The sequence below is a fragment of the Nocardiopsis flavescens genome (assembly GCF_900141985.1).
Taxonomy (GTDB): domain Bacteria; phylum Actinomycetota; class Actinomycetes; order Streptosporangiales; family Streptosporangiaceae; genus Nocardiopsis; species Nocardiopsis flavescens.
In genome coordinates this window covers 449,788-466,157 of the sequence record NZ_FQZK01000001.1, presented here as the reverse complement: position 1 = coordinate 466,157, position 16,370 = coordinate 449,788, and the positions used below count along the sequence as shown (strand labels likewise).

The 16,370-nt window shown below is 75.6% G+C and carries 18 protein-coding genes; 9 read left to right on the top strand and 9 right to left on the bottom strand.

Going from position 1 to position 16,370, the window contains the following annotated elements:
• Positions 1-147: 147 nt before the first annotated feature.
• Positions 148-1,185: a LacI family DNA-binding transcriptional regulator gene (locus BUE45_RS02195; RefSeq protein ID WP_073374333.1), complete on the bottom strand. Its 1,038-nt coding sequence runs from the start codon at positions 1,183-1,185 to the stop codon at positions 148-150.
• A 223-nt stretch (positions 1,186-1,408) separates the two neighbouring features.
• On the opposite strand from BUE45_RS02195, the gene BUE45_RS02190 reads away from it, so the two are divergent.
• The 5 genes from BUE45_RS02190 (at position 1,409) to BUE45_RS02170 (ending at position 6,077) form a co-directional block, all read left to right on the top strand.
• On the top strand, positions 1,409-2,452 hold the full coding sequence (locus tag BUE45_RS02190; protein ID WP_073374331.1) for an extracellular solute-binding protein: 1,044 nt from the start codon (positions 1,409-1,411) through the stop codon (positions 2,450-2,452).
• Complete coding sequence (locus BUE45_RS02185; RefSeq protein ID WP_178378448.1) at positions 2,446-3,312, top strand: ABC transporter permease subunit; 867 nt, start codon at positions 2,446-2,448, stop codon at positions 3,310-3,312. The genes BUE45_RS02190 and BUE45_RS02185 overlap by 7 nt, the downstream gene beginning before the upstream one ends.
• The gene (locus tag BUE45_RS02180; RefSeq protein ID WP_073374327.1) at positions 3,309-4,070 is read left to right on the top strand and encodes an ABC transporter permease; all 762 of its coding nucleotides are present in this window, start codon (positions 3,309-3,311) and stop codon (positions 4,068-4,070) included. The genes BUE45_RS02185 and BUE45_RS02180 overlap by 4 nt, the downstream gene beginning before the upstream one ends.
• On the top strand, positions 4,067-5,158 hold the full coding sequence (locus BUE45_RS33725; protein WP_073374325.1) for an ABC transporter ATP-binding protein: 1,092 nt from the start codon (positions 4,067-4,069) through the stop codon (positions 5,156-5,158). Before BUE45_RS02180 ends, BUE45_RS33725 begins: the two co-directional genes overlap by 4 nt.
• 136 nt (positions 5,159-5,294) lie before the next feature.
• The gene (locus tag BUE45_RS02170; RefSeq protein WP_073374323.1) at positions 5,295-6,077 is read left to right on the top strand and encodes an MBL fold metallo-hydrolase; all 783 of its coding nucleotides are present in this window, start codon (positions 5,295-5,297) and stop codon (positions 6,075-6,077) included.
• 306 nt (positions 6,078-6,383) lie between these two features.
• Here the strand turns inward: BUE45_RS02170 and BUE45_RS02165 are convergent, their stop codons facing one another.
• From BUE45_RS02165 to BUE45_RS02140, 6 genes are all read right to left on the bottom strand, one after another.
• Complete coding sequence (locus tag BUE45_RS02165; protein WP_073374321.1) at positions 6,384-7,358, bottom strand: zinc-dependent alcohol dehydrogenase; 975 nt, start codon at positions 7,356-7,358, stop codon at positions 6,384-6,386.
• Between the two features lie 34 nt (positions 7,359-7,392).
• Complete coding sequence (locus tag BUE45_RS02160) at positions 7,393-8,130, bottom strand: CDP-alcohol phosphatidyltransferase family protein (RefSeq protein ID WP_073374320.1); 738 nt, start codon at positions 8,128-8,130, stop codon at positions 7,393-7,395.
• Positions 8,123-8,746: a GTP cyclohydrolase II gene (locus BUE45_RS02155; RefSeq protein ID WP_073374319.1), complete on the bottom strand. Its 624-nt coding sequence runs from the start codon at positions 8,744-8,746 to the stop codon at positions 8,123-8,125. Before BUE45_RS02155 ends, BUE45_RS02160 begins: the two co-directional genes overlap by 8 nt.
• Before the next feature lie 121 nt (positions 8,747-8,867).
• Entirely contained in the window at positions 8,868-9,773 is a 906-nt protein-coding gene (locus BUE45_RS02150; protein WP_073374318.1) for a carbohydrate ABC transporter permease, read from the bottom strand.
• Between the two features lie 8 nt (positions 9,774-9,781).
• Positions 9,782-10,690 carry a carbohydrate ABC transporter permease gene (locus BUE45_RS02145; protein WP_245832709.1) on the bottom strand — a complete coding sequence of 303 codons (909 nt, stop codon included), beginning with the start codon at positions 10,688-10,690 and terminating at the stop codon, positions 9,782-9,784.
• A complete protein-coding gene (locus BUE45_RS02140; protein WP_073374317.1) occupies positions 10,687-11,970 on the bottom strand; it encodes an ABC transporter substrate-binding protein in 1,284 nt (427 codons plus the stop codon). The genes BUE45_RS02145 and BUE45_RS02140 overlap by 4 nt, the downstream gene beginning before the upstream one ends.
• 200 nt (positions 11,971-12,170) lie before the next feature.
• Here BUE45_RS02140 and BUE45_RS02135 point away from each other — a divergent pair, with 200 nt between their 5' ends.
• The gene (locus tag BUE45_RS02135) at positions 12,171-13,178 is read left to right on the top strand and encodes a LacI family DNA-binding transcriptional regulator (protein WP_073375302.1); all 1,008 of its coding nucleotides are present in this window, start codon (positions 12,171-12,173) and stop codon (positions 13,176-13,178) included.
• Positions 13,179-13,185: 7 nt separating this feature from the next.
• Here the strand turns inward: BUE45_RS02135 and BUE45_RS02130 are convergent, their stop codons facing one another.
• Complete coding sequence (locus BUE45_RS02130; RefSeq protein ID WP_073375305.1) at positions 13,186-13,836, bottom strand: hypothetical protein; 651 nt, start codon at positions 13,834-13,836, stop codon at positions 13,186-13,188.
• A 32-nt stretch (positions 13,837-13,868) separates the two neighbouring features.
• Here BUE45_RS02130 and BUE45_RS02125 point away from each other — a divergent pair, with 32 nt between their 5' ends.
• A complete protein-coding gene (locus BUE45_RS02125) occupies positions 13,869-14,186 on the top strand; it encodes a hypothetical protein (RefSeq protein WP_073374316.1) in 318 nt (105 codons plus the stop codon).
• Between the two features lie 31 nt (positions 14,187-14,217).
• On the opposite strand, the gene BUE45_RS02120 is transcribed toward BUE45_RS02125, so the two are convergent.
• Positions 14,218-14,658: a very short patch repair endonuclease gene (locus BUE45_RS02120; protein ID WP_073374315.1), complete on the bottom strand. Its 441-nt coding sequence runs from the start codon at positions 14,656-14,658 to the stop codon at positions 14,218-14,220.
• Positions 14,659-14,781: 123 nt separating this feature from the next.
• Between BUE45_RS02120 and BUE45_RS02115 the strand changes: the two genes are divergently transcribed.
• Both BUE45_RS02115 and BUE45_RS02110 read left to right on the top strand, forming a co-directional pair.
• Positions 14,782-15,534, top strand: a complete 753-nt coding sequence (locus BUE45_RS02115; RefSeq protein WP_073374314.1) for a thioesterase II family protein — start codon at positions 14,782-14,784, stop codon at positions 15,532-15,534.
• A 297-nt stretch (positions 15,535-15,831) separates the two neighbouring features.
• Positions 15,832-16,353, top strand: coding sequence for a GNAT family N-acetyltransferase (locus BUE45_RS02110; RefSeq protein WP_073374313.1), 522 nt, complete (start codon positions 15,832-15,834; stop codon positions 16,351-16,353).
• Positions 16,354-16,370: the final 17 nt, after the last annotated feature.

Genomic DNA, 16,370 nt, shown 5'->3' with positions numbered 1-16,370 from the left:
CGGTGCGCGGGCCCCGGGCCCGGTCGGGTACCCGACCGCCCCGGCCCCGCAGAGTCCCGCTCGCCCCGCCCTTCGCTTCCCGGGACCCGGTCCGTCCGGTCCGTGGCGTGCGACCCCCGCCCCGCGGCGTGCGGGCCCCGGGTCCGGTCAGGTGTCCAGGACGGCGACCGAGTCCCGTTCCACCAGGTGGACCGGGAGCCGGACGCCGTCCGCCCCGGTGCCCTCCCCGGGGCTCAGCAGCAGCCGCATCACGTGGTCGCCCAGCAGCGCGCGGTCCAGCGCGACGGTGGTCAGGCCCGGGTCCAGCAGCGCGGAGGTGGGCAGGTCGTCGTGGCCCACGACGCTGGCGTCGCGCCCCACCCGCAGGCCCAGGGAGCGGGCCGCGTCGTAGACCGCGGTGCCCAGGTGGTCGGAGTTGACCACCAGCGCCTCGTGCCCGCCGCCCCCGCGCGCGCGGCCGATCCGCTCCGCCGCCATCCGCGCCACGCTCGCGTGGTCCAGCGGGCAGCGCACGACGGTGCCCCGCAGGCCCCACTCGGCGCAGCGGCGGTGGAACTCCTCCTCCCGGCCCCAGTCCGCGGCCAGCTCCAGCGGCGCGGTGACCAGGGTCGCCGCCCGGTGCCCGCGCTCGCGCAGGTGTCCCAGCGCCAGGGAGACGGCGGCCCCGTCGTCGGGGCCCACGGTGGTCACGGTCCCCCCGGCGCCGGTCAGGGCGGGGTCCGGGGTGCAGTTGAACGCCACCACGGGGATGCCGGGGTGGCGCGGTATCCACTCGGTGAGCCGTCCGGCCCGTCCGATGGGGGCGATGGCGACGCCGCCGACCCCCTCGGCGCCCAAGCGGCGCAGGGCCGCGGCCTCGCGGTCGGCGTCGTAGTCCGAGCTGAGGATGAGCAGCAGGGCGCCCTCGCGGTGGGCCCGCACCTCCATGCCGCTCAGCACGTCCAGGAAGAACGGGTTGCGCATGTTGCGGATGACCACCCCGTAGGCGGACCGCTGGCCGGTGCGCAGCTGCCGGGCGCGGCTGTCGGCCTGGTAGTCCAGCTCGGCCGCCGCCCGGCGGATGCGCTCGGCCGTGGCCGGGGCGACCCGGCCGCGGCCGTTCAGGGCCAGGCTGGCCTGGGCGGCCGAGACCCCGGCCCGGGCCGCGACGTCGCGCAGGGTGGCGCGTCTGGGGGGTGGGGGCATGGTCTCTGTCCTTCGCGTCGTCGGTGCCTGGCACCGAGAGTGGCACCGTCCGGGGGCCGCGGGGGTCCGCGGGGGCGGATTCTTCGAGGGTTCCAGCGGAGTTGGCCCGTTGGACACACATGGAGACAGTGCAGGTCACCCCCATGATAAATCGTTTAATCACAACGTCCTCCCGTTCCTTCCCCGGCCCCGCGCGGGCCGCCCCACCAGCATCGGAGCCCCCATGTCCCACCGACGCGCGGCGACCGCCGGCACCGCCGCCGCCCTCGCCGCCCTGACCCTGGCCGCCTGCGGCAACGTGGAGCCCCCGGCGGGAGCGGCCGCGGGCGAGAACGGCATCGTCATCACCTACAACTCGCCCACCGAGTGGGGCAACTACGGCGCGGTGCTGGACGCCTTCACCGAGCGGACCGGTATCGAGGCCCCCAACGACCCCAAGAACTCCGGCCAGGCCCTGGCCGCCCTCCAGGCCGAGAAGGGCGCACCCGTCGCCGACGTCGCCTACACCGGCATCGCCTTCGCCGGGCAGCTGACGGACGCCGGCGTCCTCCAGGACTACGTGCCCGAGGGCGCCGAGCAGGTCCCCGACGACCTGCGCGACCCCGACGGCGCCTGGACCGCCGTGCACACCGGCACCATCGCCTTCATCGTCAACGAGGACCACCTCGACGGCGCCCCCGTGCCCCAGGGCTGGGCGGACCTGCTCGACCCCGCCTACGAGGGCAAGGTCGGCTACCTCGACCCCACCCAGGCCGCGGTGGGCTACTCCGCCGCCACCGCCGTCAACCTCGCCCTGGGCGGCGACCTCGACGACTGGGGCCCGGGCCTGGACTACCTGGGCGACCTCAAGGACAACGGCGCCTCCACCGCCGCCCAGACCGCGACCGCCAAGGTCGCCCAGGGCGAGATCCCCATCCTCATCGACACCGACTTCAACGGCTACAGGCTCCGCGACGAGGGCGCCGACGTCTCCGTGGTCATCCCCCGGGAGGGCTCCCTCCAGATCCCGTACATCGTCGGCCTGGTCGAGGGCGCGCCCAACGCGGACAACGGCAGGAGGCTCCTCGACTTCTACTTCTCCGAGGAGGGCCAGGGCCTGTTCGCCGCCGGGTACATGCGCCCGGTCGTGGGGGAGATGCCCGACGAGGTCGCCGACAAGGTGCTGCCGCCCCAGGACTACGAGCGCGCCCGCACCGTCGACTACGCCGAGCAGGGGCAGCGCCAGCAGGAGTTCATCGGGCTCTACCAGGACGAGGTCGGATTCTAGTGTCCCTCCGCGCACCCGCCCGGGGGCGCGCCGCGGCACCGCCGGCCTGGCTCGCCGCGCTCCCGGCCCTGGCCGTCGTCGGCCTGTTCAGCGCCTACCCCGTCGCGGTGATGGCCGCCAACTCCCTGGGCCTGGGCCGGCCCCCGGCCGACGGCGGCCCCACCCTGGAGCACTACTCCCGGGCCCTGGGCTCGGCGGCCGTCCGCGACGCGCTGCTCAACTCCGTGCTCATCGCCGGGGGAGCGGTCCTGTTCACGCTCCTGGTCGCCGTGCCCGTGGTGCTGCGCCAGGCCCGGGACGACCGCGCCGGCCGGGGCGGAGCCGCCGCCGACGCCCTGCTCACCCTGCCCATCGCGCTGCCCGGCATCATCATCGGCTTCTTCGCGATCATCCTGACCGGCCGCACCGGGCTGCTGGGCCTGGCCTGGGACGGCTTCTCGGGGCTGGCCTACACCTTCACCGGACTGCTCGTCGCCTACGTCTACTTCTGCCTGCCCCGCGTGCTCGGCCCGCTGCGCGGCGCCGCCGCGACCCTGGACCCCGCCCTGGCCGAGAGCGCCCGCACCCTGGGCGCCTCCCGGGCGCGCGTGTTCCGCACCGTCACCCTGCCCCTGCTGCTGCCCGCCGCCATCGAGACCGGCGGGACCGCGCTGGCGGTCGCCCTGGGCGGGTACGGCACGGTGGCGACCCTGTCCGAGGGGGTGCGGCTGCTGCCGCTCAACGTCGCCAACGAGCTGACCACCGGCTACCGGGTGGCCGCCTCCTCCACCCTCGCCGTGGTCCTGGCGGCGATGGCGGTGCTGGCGCTGGTCCTGGGCCGGGCCCTGGCCCGCCTCGTCCGACGGGCGGTGGCCGCATGACCCGCGTCGTCACCTATCTGACCTGCGTTTTCGTGGCCGTCCCGATCCTGGCGACCCTGGTGGCCGCCACCAGCGCCGACTTCTCGCAGGGCCCCTGGGGCGGCGGGCCGACCCTGGACTGGTTCGCCTACGCCTGGCCGCCGCTGGCCCCGGTGATCGGCCGCAGCCTGGCCGTGGCCGTGCTGGTGGTCGTGCTCAACCTCCTGGTGGGCGGCCCGCTGGCCTGGTGGGTGGCCCGCCACCCCTCGCCGCTGACCCGCCTGACCGGCCACCTGGTGAACGTGCCCCTGGCCGTGCCCGGCATCGCGCTGAGCGTGGCGCTGGTGGGCGCCTACCCGATGCTGCGCCCCAGCGGCCTGCTGCTGGTCCTGGGCCACCTCGTGTTCACCCTGCCGTTCACCCTGGCGGCCCTGGTCCCGGCCCTGGCCGACGACGAGCTGCGCACCAACGAGAGCGTCGCGCGCAGCCTCGGCGCGGGCCCCGCCCGGGTGCTGGGCACCCTCACGGTCCCGTCCTGCGCGGTCGCCCTCGCCCAGGCGGTCACCATGGTCTTCGCCCTCTCCTTCGGCGAGTTCAACATCAGCTTCTTCATCAACCCGCCCGCCACCCCCACCGCACCGTTCGCGCTGTTCGACTCCTACTCCACCCAGCGCCTCGAACTCGCCTCGGCGCAGTCGGCGATCTTCATCGCCTTCGTCGCGCCGGTGCTGACCGCCATCGCCTGGGCCCGGCGCCGGGCCCCGAGGAGGAACCCGTGAGCATCCGCGCCGCCGCCGACCGGCGGTCCGCCCCCGCACGAGCGGAGGGGCTGGCCGTGGACGGCCTGACCGTCCACTACGGCTCCACCGCCGCCGTGCGGGGGGTGTCCCTGGACGTGGCCCCCGCCGAAACCGTCGCCGTGATCGGGCCCTCGGGCTGCGGCAAGAGCACCACGCTGCGCGCCGTCGCCGGGCTGGTCCCGGTCAGCGGGGGAGCGGTGTCCCTGGCCGGGCGCGACGTCACCGGGTGGAACCCGTCCCGGCGCAACATCGGGCTGGTCCCGCAGAACTACGCGGTGTTCCCGCACATGAGCGTGGCCGCCAACATCGCCTACGGGCTGCGCGCCCGGGGCACGGCGGCGGCCCGGCGCCGGGAGCGGGTCCGGGAGATGCTGGAGGTCACCCGGCTCACCGACCTGGCCCAGCGCCGGCCCGACCAGCTCTCCGGCGGCCAGCGCCAGCGGGTGGCCCTGGCCCGCGCGCTGGCGATCCGGCCCGACGCCCTGCTGCTGGACGAGCCGCTGGCCGCGCTGGACCCCCAGCTGCGCGGCGGGCTGCGCCGGGAGCTGGCCGCCATGCTCGCCGAGACCGACTGCGCCACCCTCATCGTCACCCACGACCAGCAGGAGGCGCTGTCCCTGGGGTCGCGGATCGCGCTGCTGCGCGAGGGCCGCCTGGTCCAGTTCGACACGCCCCGCAGGCTGTGGGACGACCCGGCCGACGCCTTCGTCGCGGACTTCCTGGCCGGTGCGGTGCTGCTGGACGCCGTCGTCGACGACGGGCACGCGCTGGCCCTGGACGGGCGCTGGCGGGTCCCGGTCCGGGACCTGGCCGTGCGCCCCACCGCGCACGGGAGCACCCGCCTGCTGCTGCGCCACGACAGCCTCACCGTCACCGACGATCCCGCGCGGGCGGTGCTGGAGGCGCGGGTGACCCACTCGGAGTTCACCGGGGACGGGGTCCGGCTGACCGTCCGGGCGGGGGAGCAGGTCCTGGGGGTGCGGGTGCCCCCGGACGCGCGCGTGGGCGGGTCGGTGTCCCTGGCGGTGGCCCCGGGCCGGGCCGTGCTGCTCACCCCGGGGGCCTGAACGGACCGGGCCGCGCCCCGGGGCGGGCGCCGCCGCCCTCCGGCGGGGGAGCGGCCCCCGCCGAACCCCTTCCACCCCCGCGCCGGCCGTCCGACACGGCCGGTCGCCACCACGTGCGAACGAGTCAGGAGCACACATGCTGGAACTGGAGATCCTCGGATCCAACGCGACCGCGCCCACCCGGGAGGGGCCCGCCTCGTGCTACCTCCTGCACACCCGGACGGGGGTGGTCCTGGTCGACGCCGGCCCCGGGTCGCTGCTGGCCTACTGCTCCCGGTACGGGCTGGACCGGCTGCGCGGGATCGTGGTGACCCACCTGCACGCCGACCACAGCCTGGACCTGATGGCGTGGGCGTACCGGTGGACCTTCCCCGAGGTGCTGCCGCGCGTCCCGCTCTTCGTGCCCGCGGGCGAGACCGACCGGCTGGCCGCCTTTGACGCGGTCTTCGGCATCCCCACCCTGGCCGCCATGAACCGGCCCATCGCCCAGTCGTTCGAGGTGGTGGAGATGCCCAGGGACGGGTGGACCGTCCACGAGGTGGACGGTGCGGCGTTCCGGTCCTTCGCGGCCCACCACAGCGTGCCCTCGGCGGCGCTGCGGTTCGAGGGCCCGGACGGCCGGACGGTGGCGTTCTCCTCCGACACCGGCGACTGCGAACCGGTGGCGGAGGCGGCCCGCGAGGCGGACCTGTTCGTGTGCGAGGCCACCTACCTGGAGGCCGACGAGCAGGCCCTGCACGGGCACGGCCACCTGACCGCGCGCATGGCCGGGGCCCTCGCGGCCCGGGCGCGGGCCCGGCGCCTGGTCCTGACCCACTTCGCCGACCCGGCCGACCGGGACCGGGGCCGCGAGCACGCCGGGGAGTCCTTCGGCGGCCCGGTCGCCGTCGCCGTCCCGGGCACGGTCTTCACGCCCTGAGGGCCGGGCCGGGCGGCCCCGGTGCGTCGGGGCCCCGGGAGGCGGATCGCGCTCCCGGGCCCGGCCGTCCGGTCCCCGGCGCGGCCTTCGGTGCTCGGCCGCGGGCAGGGTCGCACGGCCGGTCCCGCCGTCTCCGGGTTCCGGGCCGCGGGTGCCGCTTTTCGGTCCATGCCCGCGCCCTCGGCGTCGGCCGCGGGTGCGGTCTTTCGTGCCGGGACCCGGCCCTCGGCTCGGATGGCTCGTGCCGGGCCCGGGGACCCCGGCCCCCGTTTGCGGGCACGGCCGGGGCGGCGCCCCGCTCCCCGGTCAGGGGTAGGCGATGCGGTGGCACAGGGCGGGCAGGGAGCCGTCGGCCAGCCGCGGCAGCACCGAGGGCAGGTCCCCGAAGGCGCTCTCGCCGGTCAGCAGGGCGTCGAAGGCCGGGTCGGCGAGCAGGCGCAGGGCCAGCTGGAGGCGTTCGGCGTGCTCGTAGCGGGACCGGCGGGCGGGGGAGATCATCCCCACCTGGCTGGCGCGCACGGCCAGCCGCTGGGAGTGGAACTCCCCGCCCAGCGGCAGGATCACCCGCCGGTCGCCGTACCAGCTCAGCTCGACCACCTCGCCCTCGGGCGCGAGCAGCTCCAGGGAGCGGGTGAGCCCGGCCTCGGTGGCGCTGGTGTGGAAGACCAGGTCGCAGTCGGCGCCGGCGTCCTCCGGCGCGGCGAACCCCACCCCCAGCGCGGCGGCGGTGTCCGCGCGGGCGGGGTCCACGTCTACCAGTTGGACGCGCGCCCCCGGGATGCCCGCCGCCAGGCGGGCCACGCAGCAGCCCACCATCCCGGCGCCCACCACGGCGATGCGGTCCCCGATCAGGGGCGAGGCGTCCCACAGGGCGTTGACGGCGGTCTCGACCGTCCCGGCCAGCACCGCCCGCTCGGCGGGCACCCCTTCGGGCACGGGGCAGACGGCGTCCACCGGGACGGTGAACAGGTCCTGGTGCGGGTGGAGGGTGAACACCGTGCGCCCGGCCAGCCGGTCGGGGCCCTCCTCGACGACGCCCACGTTGAGGTACCCGTACTTGAGCGGGCCGGGGAAGTCGCCCTCCTGGAAGGGGGCGCGCATGACCCGGTACTGGCCGGGCGGGACGCCGCCGCCGAACACCAGGGTCTCGGTGCCGCGGCTGATGCCGGAGTACAGGGTGCGCACCAGGACCCGGCCGGGTCCGGGGTCGGCCAGTGCCTCCTCGCGGATCTCGCCCCTGCCGGGCGAGAGGGTCCAGAACGCCCGCGCGGTCCGTGCCATGGTCCTCCTCCTGGTGGATGTCCCCGCCACCCTTTCAGGTCCGGACGCGTTCGGGGGCGGTGCCGGCCGGGTTCCGGGTGCGGTGGAGCCACCGGACGTCGCGGCCGAAGGACCAGGTGAGCAGCGCCAGGGCGACCGCGACCGCGGCGGCGGCGACCGGCACGGGGGTGAGCGGGGCCAGGGCCGCCAGGAGCGCGACCCCCTGTAGGGCGGCCACAACCTTGCGGGCCCGGCCGGGCGGCAGCGGCGCCGACAGCCAGGGGGCCCACCACGCGGCGGCGGCGAACGCGTACCGCATCCCGCCGACCGCGAGCGTCCACGGGCCGAGCAGGGGCGCGGCGGCCACGCTCAGGACCAGCAGCAGGAACGCGTCCGCCTCCATGTCGAAACGCGCCCCGAAGTCGGTGGCGGTGCGGGTGCGGCGGGCCACCGGCCCGTCGACCAGGTCCAGGGCCAGGGCCGGGGCGGCGGTGCCCAGCACCGCCCAGGGGTGGGCGCCGTCGGCGACCAGCCCCGCGGTGGCGGCGATGAGGGTGCACCGGGCCAGGGTGACGGCGTCGGCGGGGCCGAACCGGTGGCGGGCGCGGAGGGCGGCGCGGGCGGTGAGCAGGGCGCCCGCGGCGGCGGTGGCCGCGGCCACCGCCGCCCCGGCCGGGCCCAGGCCGACGGTGGCGGCCAGGGCCGCGAGCACGGCGATCTGGGCGGCTGCCGCGCCGGCGAGCGCGCGGTGCGGGGAGCGCCGGGCGTCCGCCGCGGCGGCGAGGTCAGGCATCGGGCAGGTCCGGTGCGGGCAGGTCGTGGCCCAGCCGCTCGCGCTTGGCCCTGAGGTAGGGCAGGTTCTCGGGGCGCACGGGGGCGAGCAGGCGTTCGCGGGCGGCCACCCGTACCCCGTGCTCCTTCAGGGCGCGGACCTTGTCGGGGTTGTTGGACAGCAGGCGCACCGAGCGCACGCCCAGGTGGTGCAGGACGCGGGCGGCGGGTCCGTAGTCGCGCACGTCCACGGGCAGGCCCAGGGCGGTGGCCGAGTCGACGGTGTCCAGCCCCGCCCCGTCCTGGAGCGCCAGGGTGCGGACCTTGTCCAGCAGGCCGATGCCGCGCCCCTCGTGGCCGCGCAGGTAGACGATCACGCCCAGGCCGGCGGCGGCGACGGTGTCCAGGGCGGCGGTGAGCTGGTCGCCGCACTCGCAGCGCAGGGCCCCGAAGACGTCGCCGGTGAGGCATTCGGAGTGCACGCGCACCGGGACCTCGTCGCGGTCGCGGACGCTGCCGCGCACCAGGGCCATGTGGTCGGTGCGGTCGGCCGGGTCGCGAAAGGCCACCAGGCGGAAAGGTCCCCAGCGGGTCGCCAGTTCGGCCTCCGCGGCCCCGTCCAGTGCGTCGTGGTCCATCGGTTCCCCTCGTCCCGTCCCTGTGGGGGACTACGGGCGGGGGAGCCGTTCGGTTCGCGCCCGGGCCCTCCCGGTGTCATCAGCCGCCTGCCCTGGTCGCGGCGGTCCGAAACCCGGCGGCTCATTTGCCGCCCACGCCCATCAGGCCGTCAGCGAGGGAGCGGCGGGCCACCAGGTAGACGAGGAAGAGGGGGACGGTGGACAGGACGACGGCGGTGAGGAGCCCGGGGACGTCGACCCGGTACTCGCCCTGGAACTCGTACAGGCCCATGGTGATGACGCGCCGGTCGGAGGACTGGGTGAGGATCAGCGGGAACAGGAAGCCGTTCCAGGCCTGGAGCGCGGAGTAGACGGCGACGGTGCCCAGCCCGGAGCGGGACATGGGCACGACCAGGCGCCAGAAGGTGCGCACCGGTCCGGCGCCGTCCAGGGCCATGGCCTCGTACAGCTCCTCGGAGATGTCGCGCATGGAGCCGACGAGGATGAGCACGCACACCGGCAGGGCGAAGGCGGCGGTGGGCAGGACGATCGCGGCGAGGGTGTCGTACAGCTCCAGGCGCACGATGATGACGTACACGGGGATGATGACGGCCTGCGCCGGGATGGCCAGGCCCAGCAGGAACATGCGGAACGCGGTGTCGGTGAGCCGGGTGCGCGAGCGCACCACGGCGAACGAGGTGGTGGCGGCCAGCACCACGACCAGGGCGACCACGCCCACCGTGACCAGGGCGGTGTTGCCGATGAAGCCGAGCAGCCCCTTGTCGACGGCGGTGGCGTAGTTGCCCAGGGTGGGGTCCGAGGGCGGGGCCAGCGGGCCCTCGGGGACGTAGTTCTCGCCGCGCTGGAAGGTGGCGATGACCAGGGCGTACAGCGGCAGTACCACCACGGCGAGCCAGGCCAGGGCGCCCAGGCCGCCCAGGAGGTTGGGGCGCTCGCCCACCCCGCGGTGGCGGACGCGCCCGGCGGTGCCGGGGCGGCGCGGGGGCGGGGCGGTGCGCCGCCCGCTCGCGGGGGTGCGTTCGTCCACGACGCTTCTCACAGGCCCTCCCTGGTGCTGCGCATCGAGCCGAACCCCGTCAGGCGGACCATCACCAGGGCGATCAGCGTGGCCACCACGACCAGGGTGAACGCGATGGCGCCGGCGTAGCCCAGCTCCCAGCTGCGGAACCCGGCCCGGAACATGAGGTAGGGGACGATGGTGGTGTCGGTGCCCGGGCCGCCGTCGGTCATGATGAGCACCGTGTCGAAGTAGGTCAGCGATCCGACGACCATCAGCACCGAGGAGGTGGTGATGGTGTTGCGCAGCTGGGGCAGGGTGATGTGCCAGAACATGCCCAGGCGCCCGGCGCCGTCGATGCGGGCCGCCTGGTAGAGGGTGGCCGGGATCTGGCGGGCCCCGCCCTGGTAGAGCAGCATGTGCAGGGGGATGAACTGCCAGGCCGCGACGGCCACGATCACCCAGAAGGCGCTGCCGCCGCTGCCCAGCGGGTCCAGGGAGCCCAGGCCCAGGGCGGGCCCGGCCCAGGCCAGGGGGCCGAAGTTGGGGTCGAGCAGGGCGCGCCAGACGATGGCCACGGCCGCGGACGACAGCAGCAGGGGTAGGAAGAAGACCGCCGAGAGGAAGGCCCGGCCGCGCTGGCGCCCGGCCGACCACACCCCCAGCAGCAGGCTGATCGGTGTCTGGATCGCCCAACTGGAGACGGTGAGGAGCAGGCTCAGCCCGGCGGCGCGGTGCATGAGGGGGTCGCCGGCCAGGCGGGTCCAGTTGTCGAGCCCGGCGAAGGCGGGGGTGCCCAGCCCGTTCCAGTGGGTGAAGGACAGGTACGCCACCAGGAGCATGGGCAGGACGGCGAACACGCCGAAGAACAGGGCGCCGGGCAGGGCCCAGAGGGGGCCGGGCCGCCCGGTGCGGGGGGCGGCCCGGCTGCGGGCGGGGGCGCTCACAGGGCGGCCACGGCGTCGACGAATTCCTCCGGGGTGCTCTGGCCGTTGAAGAGGGCCTCGATCTCGGTGACCATCGGGGTGGCGATCTCCGGGGTCAGCGCCTGGTCCCAGGACAGCTGGAAGTGGGGGGCGTCGCGGACCAGCTCGTACTGGAAGACGGCGAACTCGGGGTCGGGGCTGTCGGCGAGCACGTCCTCGGCGCCGGTGGTGGTGGGCACCTCGCCGTTGGCGACCATGTCGGCCACGTACTCGTCCTGGGCGGTGTAGGCCAGGAACTCCAGGGCGTGCTCCAGGTGGGGGCCCTCGGCGGTGACGGAGAAGTAGTTGGTGGGGTTGCCGACGATGTTGGCGGGGTCCCCGGCGCCGTCCGGCAGCGGCGGGAAGGTCACGTAGCCCAGGTCGTTCTCGGCGAACTCGGGGGCCTGGTCCAGGTGGGTGGAGTACTCCCAGGAGCCCATGAGGTGCATGGCGGCCCGGCCCTCGGAGAGCAGGGTGGAGGCGCCGCCCTCGGTGTAGCTGACCGAGGCGTAGGAGTCGCCGAAGGCGCCGCGGTCGACGAGGTCGGCGACCGTCTCGGCGGCCTGGAGGATGGCCGGGTCGCGCCAGCCCTCGGAGTCGCCCCCGGCGATGCGGGCGAACACCTCGGGTCCGCCGATGCGGTCCACGAGGTACTGGAGCCACATCTGCTCGGTCCAGGGGTCGGCGCCGGCCAGGGCGAAGGGGGTGACGTCGGCCTCGGTGAACTCGTCGACCAGGGACAGCAGGTCGTCCCAGGTCTGCGGGGGCTCGGCGCCGACCTCGTCGAAGACGGCCCGGTTGTAGAAGAGGACGACGGGCTGGGTGCCGCGCAGGGGGATGCCGTACTGGACGCCGTCGACCTTGCCCGACTCCAGGACGGAGGGCAGGAAGGCCTCGGCCAGCTCCGGGTTCTGGGCGAGGTGGTCGTCGAGGGGTTCGAGCAGGCCCTGTTCGGCGTAGGGGGCGATGCTGCCCGCGCCCCAGTTGAAGAACACGTCGGGCTTTTGGGCCGATCCCATGGCGGTGCGCAGGCGTTCGACGTAGTTGTCGCCGGGGACCTGGTCGATGACGGCGGTGGTGCCGTCGGCGCCCTGGTCCTCGTTGAAGCGTTCGACGGCTCCCTCCTGGACGACGACGAGGGTGTCCTGGTACATCCACACGTGCATGTCCTCGGAGGCCGCTCCGCCGCCGGAGCAGGCGGTGGCGGTGAGCAGGGTGAGCGCGGCCAGTGCGGCGGCCGTGCCGACTCGGGGGGTGGTCATCGCGTGTCCCTTGGTCGAAACTTTCGGACTTTATTCCGAAACTTGTGGTGCCCGAATGTACGACGCGGCGTGAGGCGCGTCAATATCCGTTGTGGCTCAGATCACCGGGGATTCGCGGGCGGCGGTGCTGAACAGCCCGGAGGCGCGTAGTATCGGGCGGCGTGAGTACACACCCGAACCAGGAGGCCCCCGCCGGGGCGATCACCGGGCCGGTGACCATCGCGAAAATTGCGGAGGCCGCGGGGGTCTCGGTCCCCACCGTGTCCAAGGTCCTCAACGGCCGCGCCGACGTCGCCGAGGACACCCGCGCCCGGGTGGAGGAGCTGATCCGCACCCACGGGTACCGGCGCCGGCGCGGGCCCGGCGGCGGGCGCTCCGCCCTCATCGACCTGGTCTTCCACGAACTCGACAGCGCCTGGGCCATCGAGGTGGTGCGCGGGGTGGAGAACATCGCCCGGGAGGAGGGGCTGAGCGTCGTGCTCACCGAGTCCGGCGGGAGCACCCCGCGCGACGACTGGATCGACGCGGTCCTGGCCCGCCGCCCCACCGCGGTGGTCCTGGTCTTCTCCGGCCTGGCCGCCGAGCAGCGCACCCGGCTCTCGGCGCGCGGCATCCCCTTCGTCGTGGTGGACCCGGCGGGGGACCCCGGACCGGACATGCCCGCGGTGGGGTCGGCCAACTGGAGCGGCGGGCTGGCCGCCACCCGCCACCTCGTCGACCTGGGGCACCGGCGCATCGCCGTCATCGGCGGGCCGCGCGCGGTGCTGTGCAGCAAGGCGCGCATCGACGGCTACACCTCGGCCCTGGACGCGGCGGGCATCGCGGTGGACCCCGCCCTCATCCGGCACGGGGACTTCCACGTGGAGAGCGGGCGCGACCGGGGCCGCGAGCTGCTGGCGCTGGAGGACCCGCCCACGGCGGTGTTCGCGGGCAGCGACCTCCAGGCCATGGGGCTGTACGAGGCGGCGCGCGAGCTGGGGGTGCGCATCCCCGAGGACCTCAGCGTCGTGGGCTACGACGACCTGCCGGTGGCCCGGTGGGTGGGGCCGCCGCTGACCACGGTCCGCCAGCCCCTGACCGAGATGGCCGAGGAGGCGACCCGCATGGCGCTGGTGCTGGCGCGCGGCGGGCGCCCGGCCAACCTGCGCCTGGACCTGGCCACCGACCTGGTCGTGCGCGGCAGCACCGCCGCCCCGCCCCGCCGGTGAGGGCCCGCTACTCCCCGGGCAGCGAGACGGTGATCTCCCCGCCCAGGGAGTGGCCGCCCTCCAGCTTGAGGCGGTCCCCGCTCCAGAACCGCCCCGGGTCGTAGTACCCGGGGCGGCGCCCGCCGGGCAGCAGGCCCATCGCCTCGTAGGTCAGGGCGATGACCTCGGCGCAGTAGGCGGACTCCAGGGCGCTCTCGGCCTGCTCCGGGTCCCGGTCGCGGCGGCGGAACGAGGGCAGGCGCAGCGGCAGCCGCCCGCGCGCCCACCGCCCGGCCATCTGCGCGGTGGAGGGGAAGGGGGTGCCGTCCAGGCGCGCGATGGTGCGCAGCACGGCGTCCTCGGCCTCCCGGCCCACCTCGGGGTCGATCTGGCGCAGCCAGCCGCGCTGGCCGTACTTGCGCCCCCACACCAGGACGGCGTCGCGCAGGTCGTGCAGCTGCACGCCGCGCTGGTGCCTGCCGGTCCACATGTCGGGCAGGGACCGGCCCAGCTCGGCGTGCCACATGAGCGGGGGCAGGTCGTCGACGACCACCGACATGCCCACGTGGTTGACGGGGCTGTTGGTGGTGATCTGGATGGCGCGGTCGGCCGCGCTCGTCCCCCGGAACACCCACACGTCGCCGGTCCGGGTCAGCTCCAGCGCCCGGTCCAAAGAGATCTCGCTATCGGCCACACCGCTAGCCTAGGCACATGCGATGGTGGAAAGTACTCGGAGCGGCCGCTTTCGTGGGAGTCGCGGCCACGGGCGTGGCGATCGCCCGCGCGGAGCGCCAGCGCCGCGCCTACACCCCCGACCAGGTCCGCGACCGGCTGCGGGACCGCACGGAGCAGGCCTCGCAGGCCGCCGTGGCGGCGGACGGGGCCGTTGACCAGGAGGTTTCCGGCGCGACCGCGGCGGGGCGGACGGGGCGGGTGAGGTCGGCGCTGCTGCGCGCCCGGGGCCGCCTGCGCGCCCTGGCCGCGCGCGCCGCGGCCCGCCTGCCGCGCGGGGGCGGCCCGCGGGAATAGTCGCGCCCGCCCGGGCGGTGGCCGGATCCGGTCACCCCCCGGGCGTGTCGCCGGCCCCCCGCACCGCCGCGACGATCCTCTGGGCCGCGGCGTCGGCCCCCTCGTGCTCCCAGATCCGCAGCACCGTCCACCCGGCCCGTGCCAGGCGCCGGTCGGTGTCGGCGTCGCGCTCGCGGTTGGCCCGGACCTTCTCGGCCCAGTAGTCGGCGTTGGTGCGCGCCCGGGTGTGGTGCTCGGGACAGCCGTGCCAGAAGCAGCCGTCGACGAACACGGCGATCCGGCGGCGCGTGAAGACCAGGTCGGCGGTGCGGCGCAGGTCCGGCAGCGGCCGGGCCGAGACCCGGTAGCGCAGGCCGGCGGCGTGCACGAGCCGCCGCACGGCCAGTTCGGGGCCGGTGTCGCGGCCCCTGTTGGCGCGCATGCTCTTGCGCACGCCCTCGTTGAGCGCCTTGGCGGGCCGGGGAGCGGACATGGGGGAATCCTAGGCCGGCCACCGCGGTCCCCTTTTGTTACCAGTGGGTACTACCGACTGGTAGGTTCGCCGTGGGCGCGGCGGGACCGCCGCGCCCGCGATCCACCACGGAGGAGTAGTGCGGTGCGGCGGGATGCCCTGATCCGGATCCGGCCGGTGCCCGTCTCGGGTTTCCGGCTGTTCGTCCTGCACCACGCGGGCGGTTCGGCGCGCGCCTACCGGCCCTGGGTGCGGCACCTGCCCGCGGACTGGGACGTGTGCCTGCTCCAGGCCCCGGGCCGCGAGCCCGGGACCGAGCCCCTGCGCGACGCCCGGGAGCTGGCCCGGCACCTGTACCCGTGGGTGGCCGCCGGCCACGACCGGCCCTTCGGCCTGTTCGGGCACAGCATGGGCGCGCTCGCGGCCTATGAGATCGCCCTGCTGGCCCTGGCCGCGGGCGGCCCGGTGCCGGACTGGCTGGGGGTGTCGGCCTGGAGCCCCGCGCCGGGCCCCGAGTGGCACGAGCCGCGCCACCTGATGCCCGCCGACCGGCTCCGCGCGGAGCTGGAGCGGACGGGCGGCGCCCCGCCGGACGCGGCGGCCGACCCCGCGCGGTGGCGGGCCGCCGAGCCGCTGCTCCGCGCCGACCTGGAACTCGTCGACACCTGGCGCCCGCGCGCGGGGACCCCGCGGCTGCCCATGCCCGTCTCGGCGATGTCGGGCGCCGGGGACACGGGGATGCCCCCCGCGCGGATGGACGCCTGGCGCGAGCACGTGGACGGCCCGCTGCGGCGGCACACCCTGCCCGGCGGGCACTTCTACTTCGTCGGCTCCATCGCCGGTGCGGCCGGGGCGATCACCGCCGACGTGCGCGCCGCGGTGGGCGCGTCCGCCTGAGCCGTCCGGGGGGCGCCCGGACCCGTCCCCCACGGCGGGCCCGGGCGCAGGTCCCGGCCGGAGGAGCGGGGGAGTCGGCCGCAGCGCTCCCAGAACTGGGAGCGCTCCCAGACCGGGGTTCCACGATAGGCTATAGGGGGACCCTGAGTAAAGGGGGGATGACGAACCGTTTCCCCTCCCTTGGTCCGCTGCGGGGCAACGGCACCCGGACCCCGCCGGGACGCCCTTCCCCAACGGATGCCCACTCTTGTCCCGCCACCCCTGTCACGGTGCTCGCCCCGGCGCTACCGTTGTGGTATGAGCCTTGAGCTGACGACCGACCGACTCCGCATCAGGGAGTGGGAGCTGGACGACGCCGAGGCCGCCCTGGAGATCTACGGGGCGGCCGAGGTCGCGCACTGGCTGACACCGGAGTGGCAGCCGGTGAACGACGCGGGTGCCATGCGCTCGGTCCTGCACGCCTGGATCGAGGCCGGCCCCAACCTCATCCCGCCCGCCGGGCGCTGGGCCATCGTCCGCAAGGACGACGGCGCGCTGGTGGGCGGCCTCTCCCTCAAACTGCTGCCGCCCTACGAGGAGGACTTCGAGCTCACCTGGGCGCTGCGCCCGGACGTGTGGGGGCAGGGCTACGCCACCGAGGCCAGCCGCGCCGCCATCGGCTGGGCCTTCGAGCAGGGCATCGACGAGGTGTTCGCCGTGGCCAGGCCCAACAACCGGCGCGCCGTCGGGGTGGCCCGGCGGCTGGGCATGGAGTGGGTGGGCGAGACCGAGAAGTACTACGACATGCGTTTGCAGGTCTTCCGCCTGCGCCCGGTCTGAGCGGCGCCGCCGGCCCG

Bases quoted from the DNA above. Each gene is read 5' to 3' on its own strand.
- BUE45_RS02195 (WP_073374333.1), bottom strand. From the start codon at position 1,185: ATGCCCCCACCCCCCAGACGCGCCACCCTGCGCGACGTCGCGGCCCGG.
- BUE45_RS02190 (WP_073374331.1), top strand. From the start codon at position 1,409: ATGTCCCACCGACGCGCGGCGACCGCCGGCACCGCCGCCGCCCTCGCC.
- BUE45_RS02180 (WP_073374327.1), top strand. From the start codon at position 3,309: ATGACCCGCGTCGTCACCTATCTGACCTGCGTTTTCGTGGCCGTCCCG.
- BUE45_RS02170 (WP_073374323.1), top strand. From the start codon at position 5,295: ATGCTGGAACTGGAGATCCTCGGATCCAACGCGACCGCGCCCACCCGG.
- BUE45_RS02165 (WP_073374321.1), bottom strand. From the start codon at position 7,358: ATGGCACGGACCGCGCGGGCGTTCTGGACCCTCTCGCCCGGCAGGGGC.
- BUE45_RS02160 (WP_073374320.1), bottom strand. From the start codon at position 8,130: ATGCCTGACCTCGCCGCCGCGGCGGACGCCCGGCGCTCCCCGCACCGC.
- BUE45_RS02155 (WP_073374319.1), bottom strand. From the start codon at position 8,746: ATGGACCACGACGCACTGGACGGGGCCGCGGAGGCCGAACTGGCGACC.
- BUE45_RS02140 (WP_073374317.1), bottom strand. From the start codon at position 11,970: ATGACCACCCCCCGAGTCGGCACGGCCGCCGCACTGGCCGCGCTCACC.
- BUE45_RS02125 (WP_073374316.1), top strand. From the start codon at position 13,869: ATGCGATGGTGGAAAGTACTCGGAGCGGCCGCTTTCGTGGGAGTCGCG.
- BUE45_RS02120 (WP_073374315.1), bottom strand. From the start codon at position 14,658: ATGTCCGCTCCCCGGCCCGCCAAGGCGCTCAACGAGGGCGTGCGCAAG.
- BUE45_RS02110 (WP_073374313.1), top strand. From the start codon at position 15,832: ATGAGCCTTGAGCTGACGACCGACCGACTCCGCATCAGGGAGTGGGAG.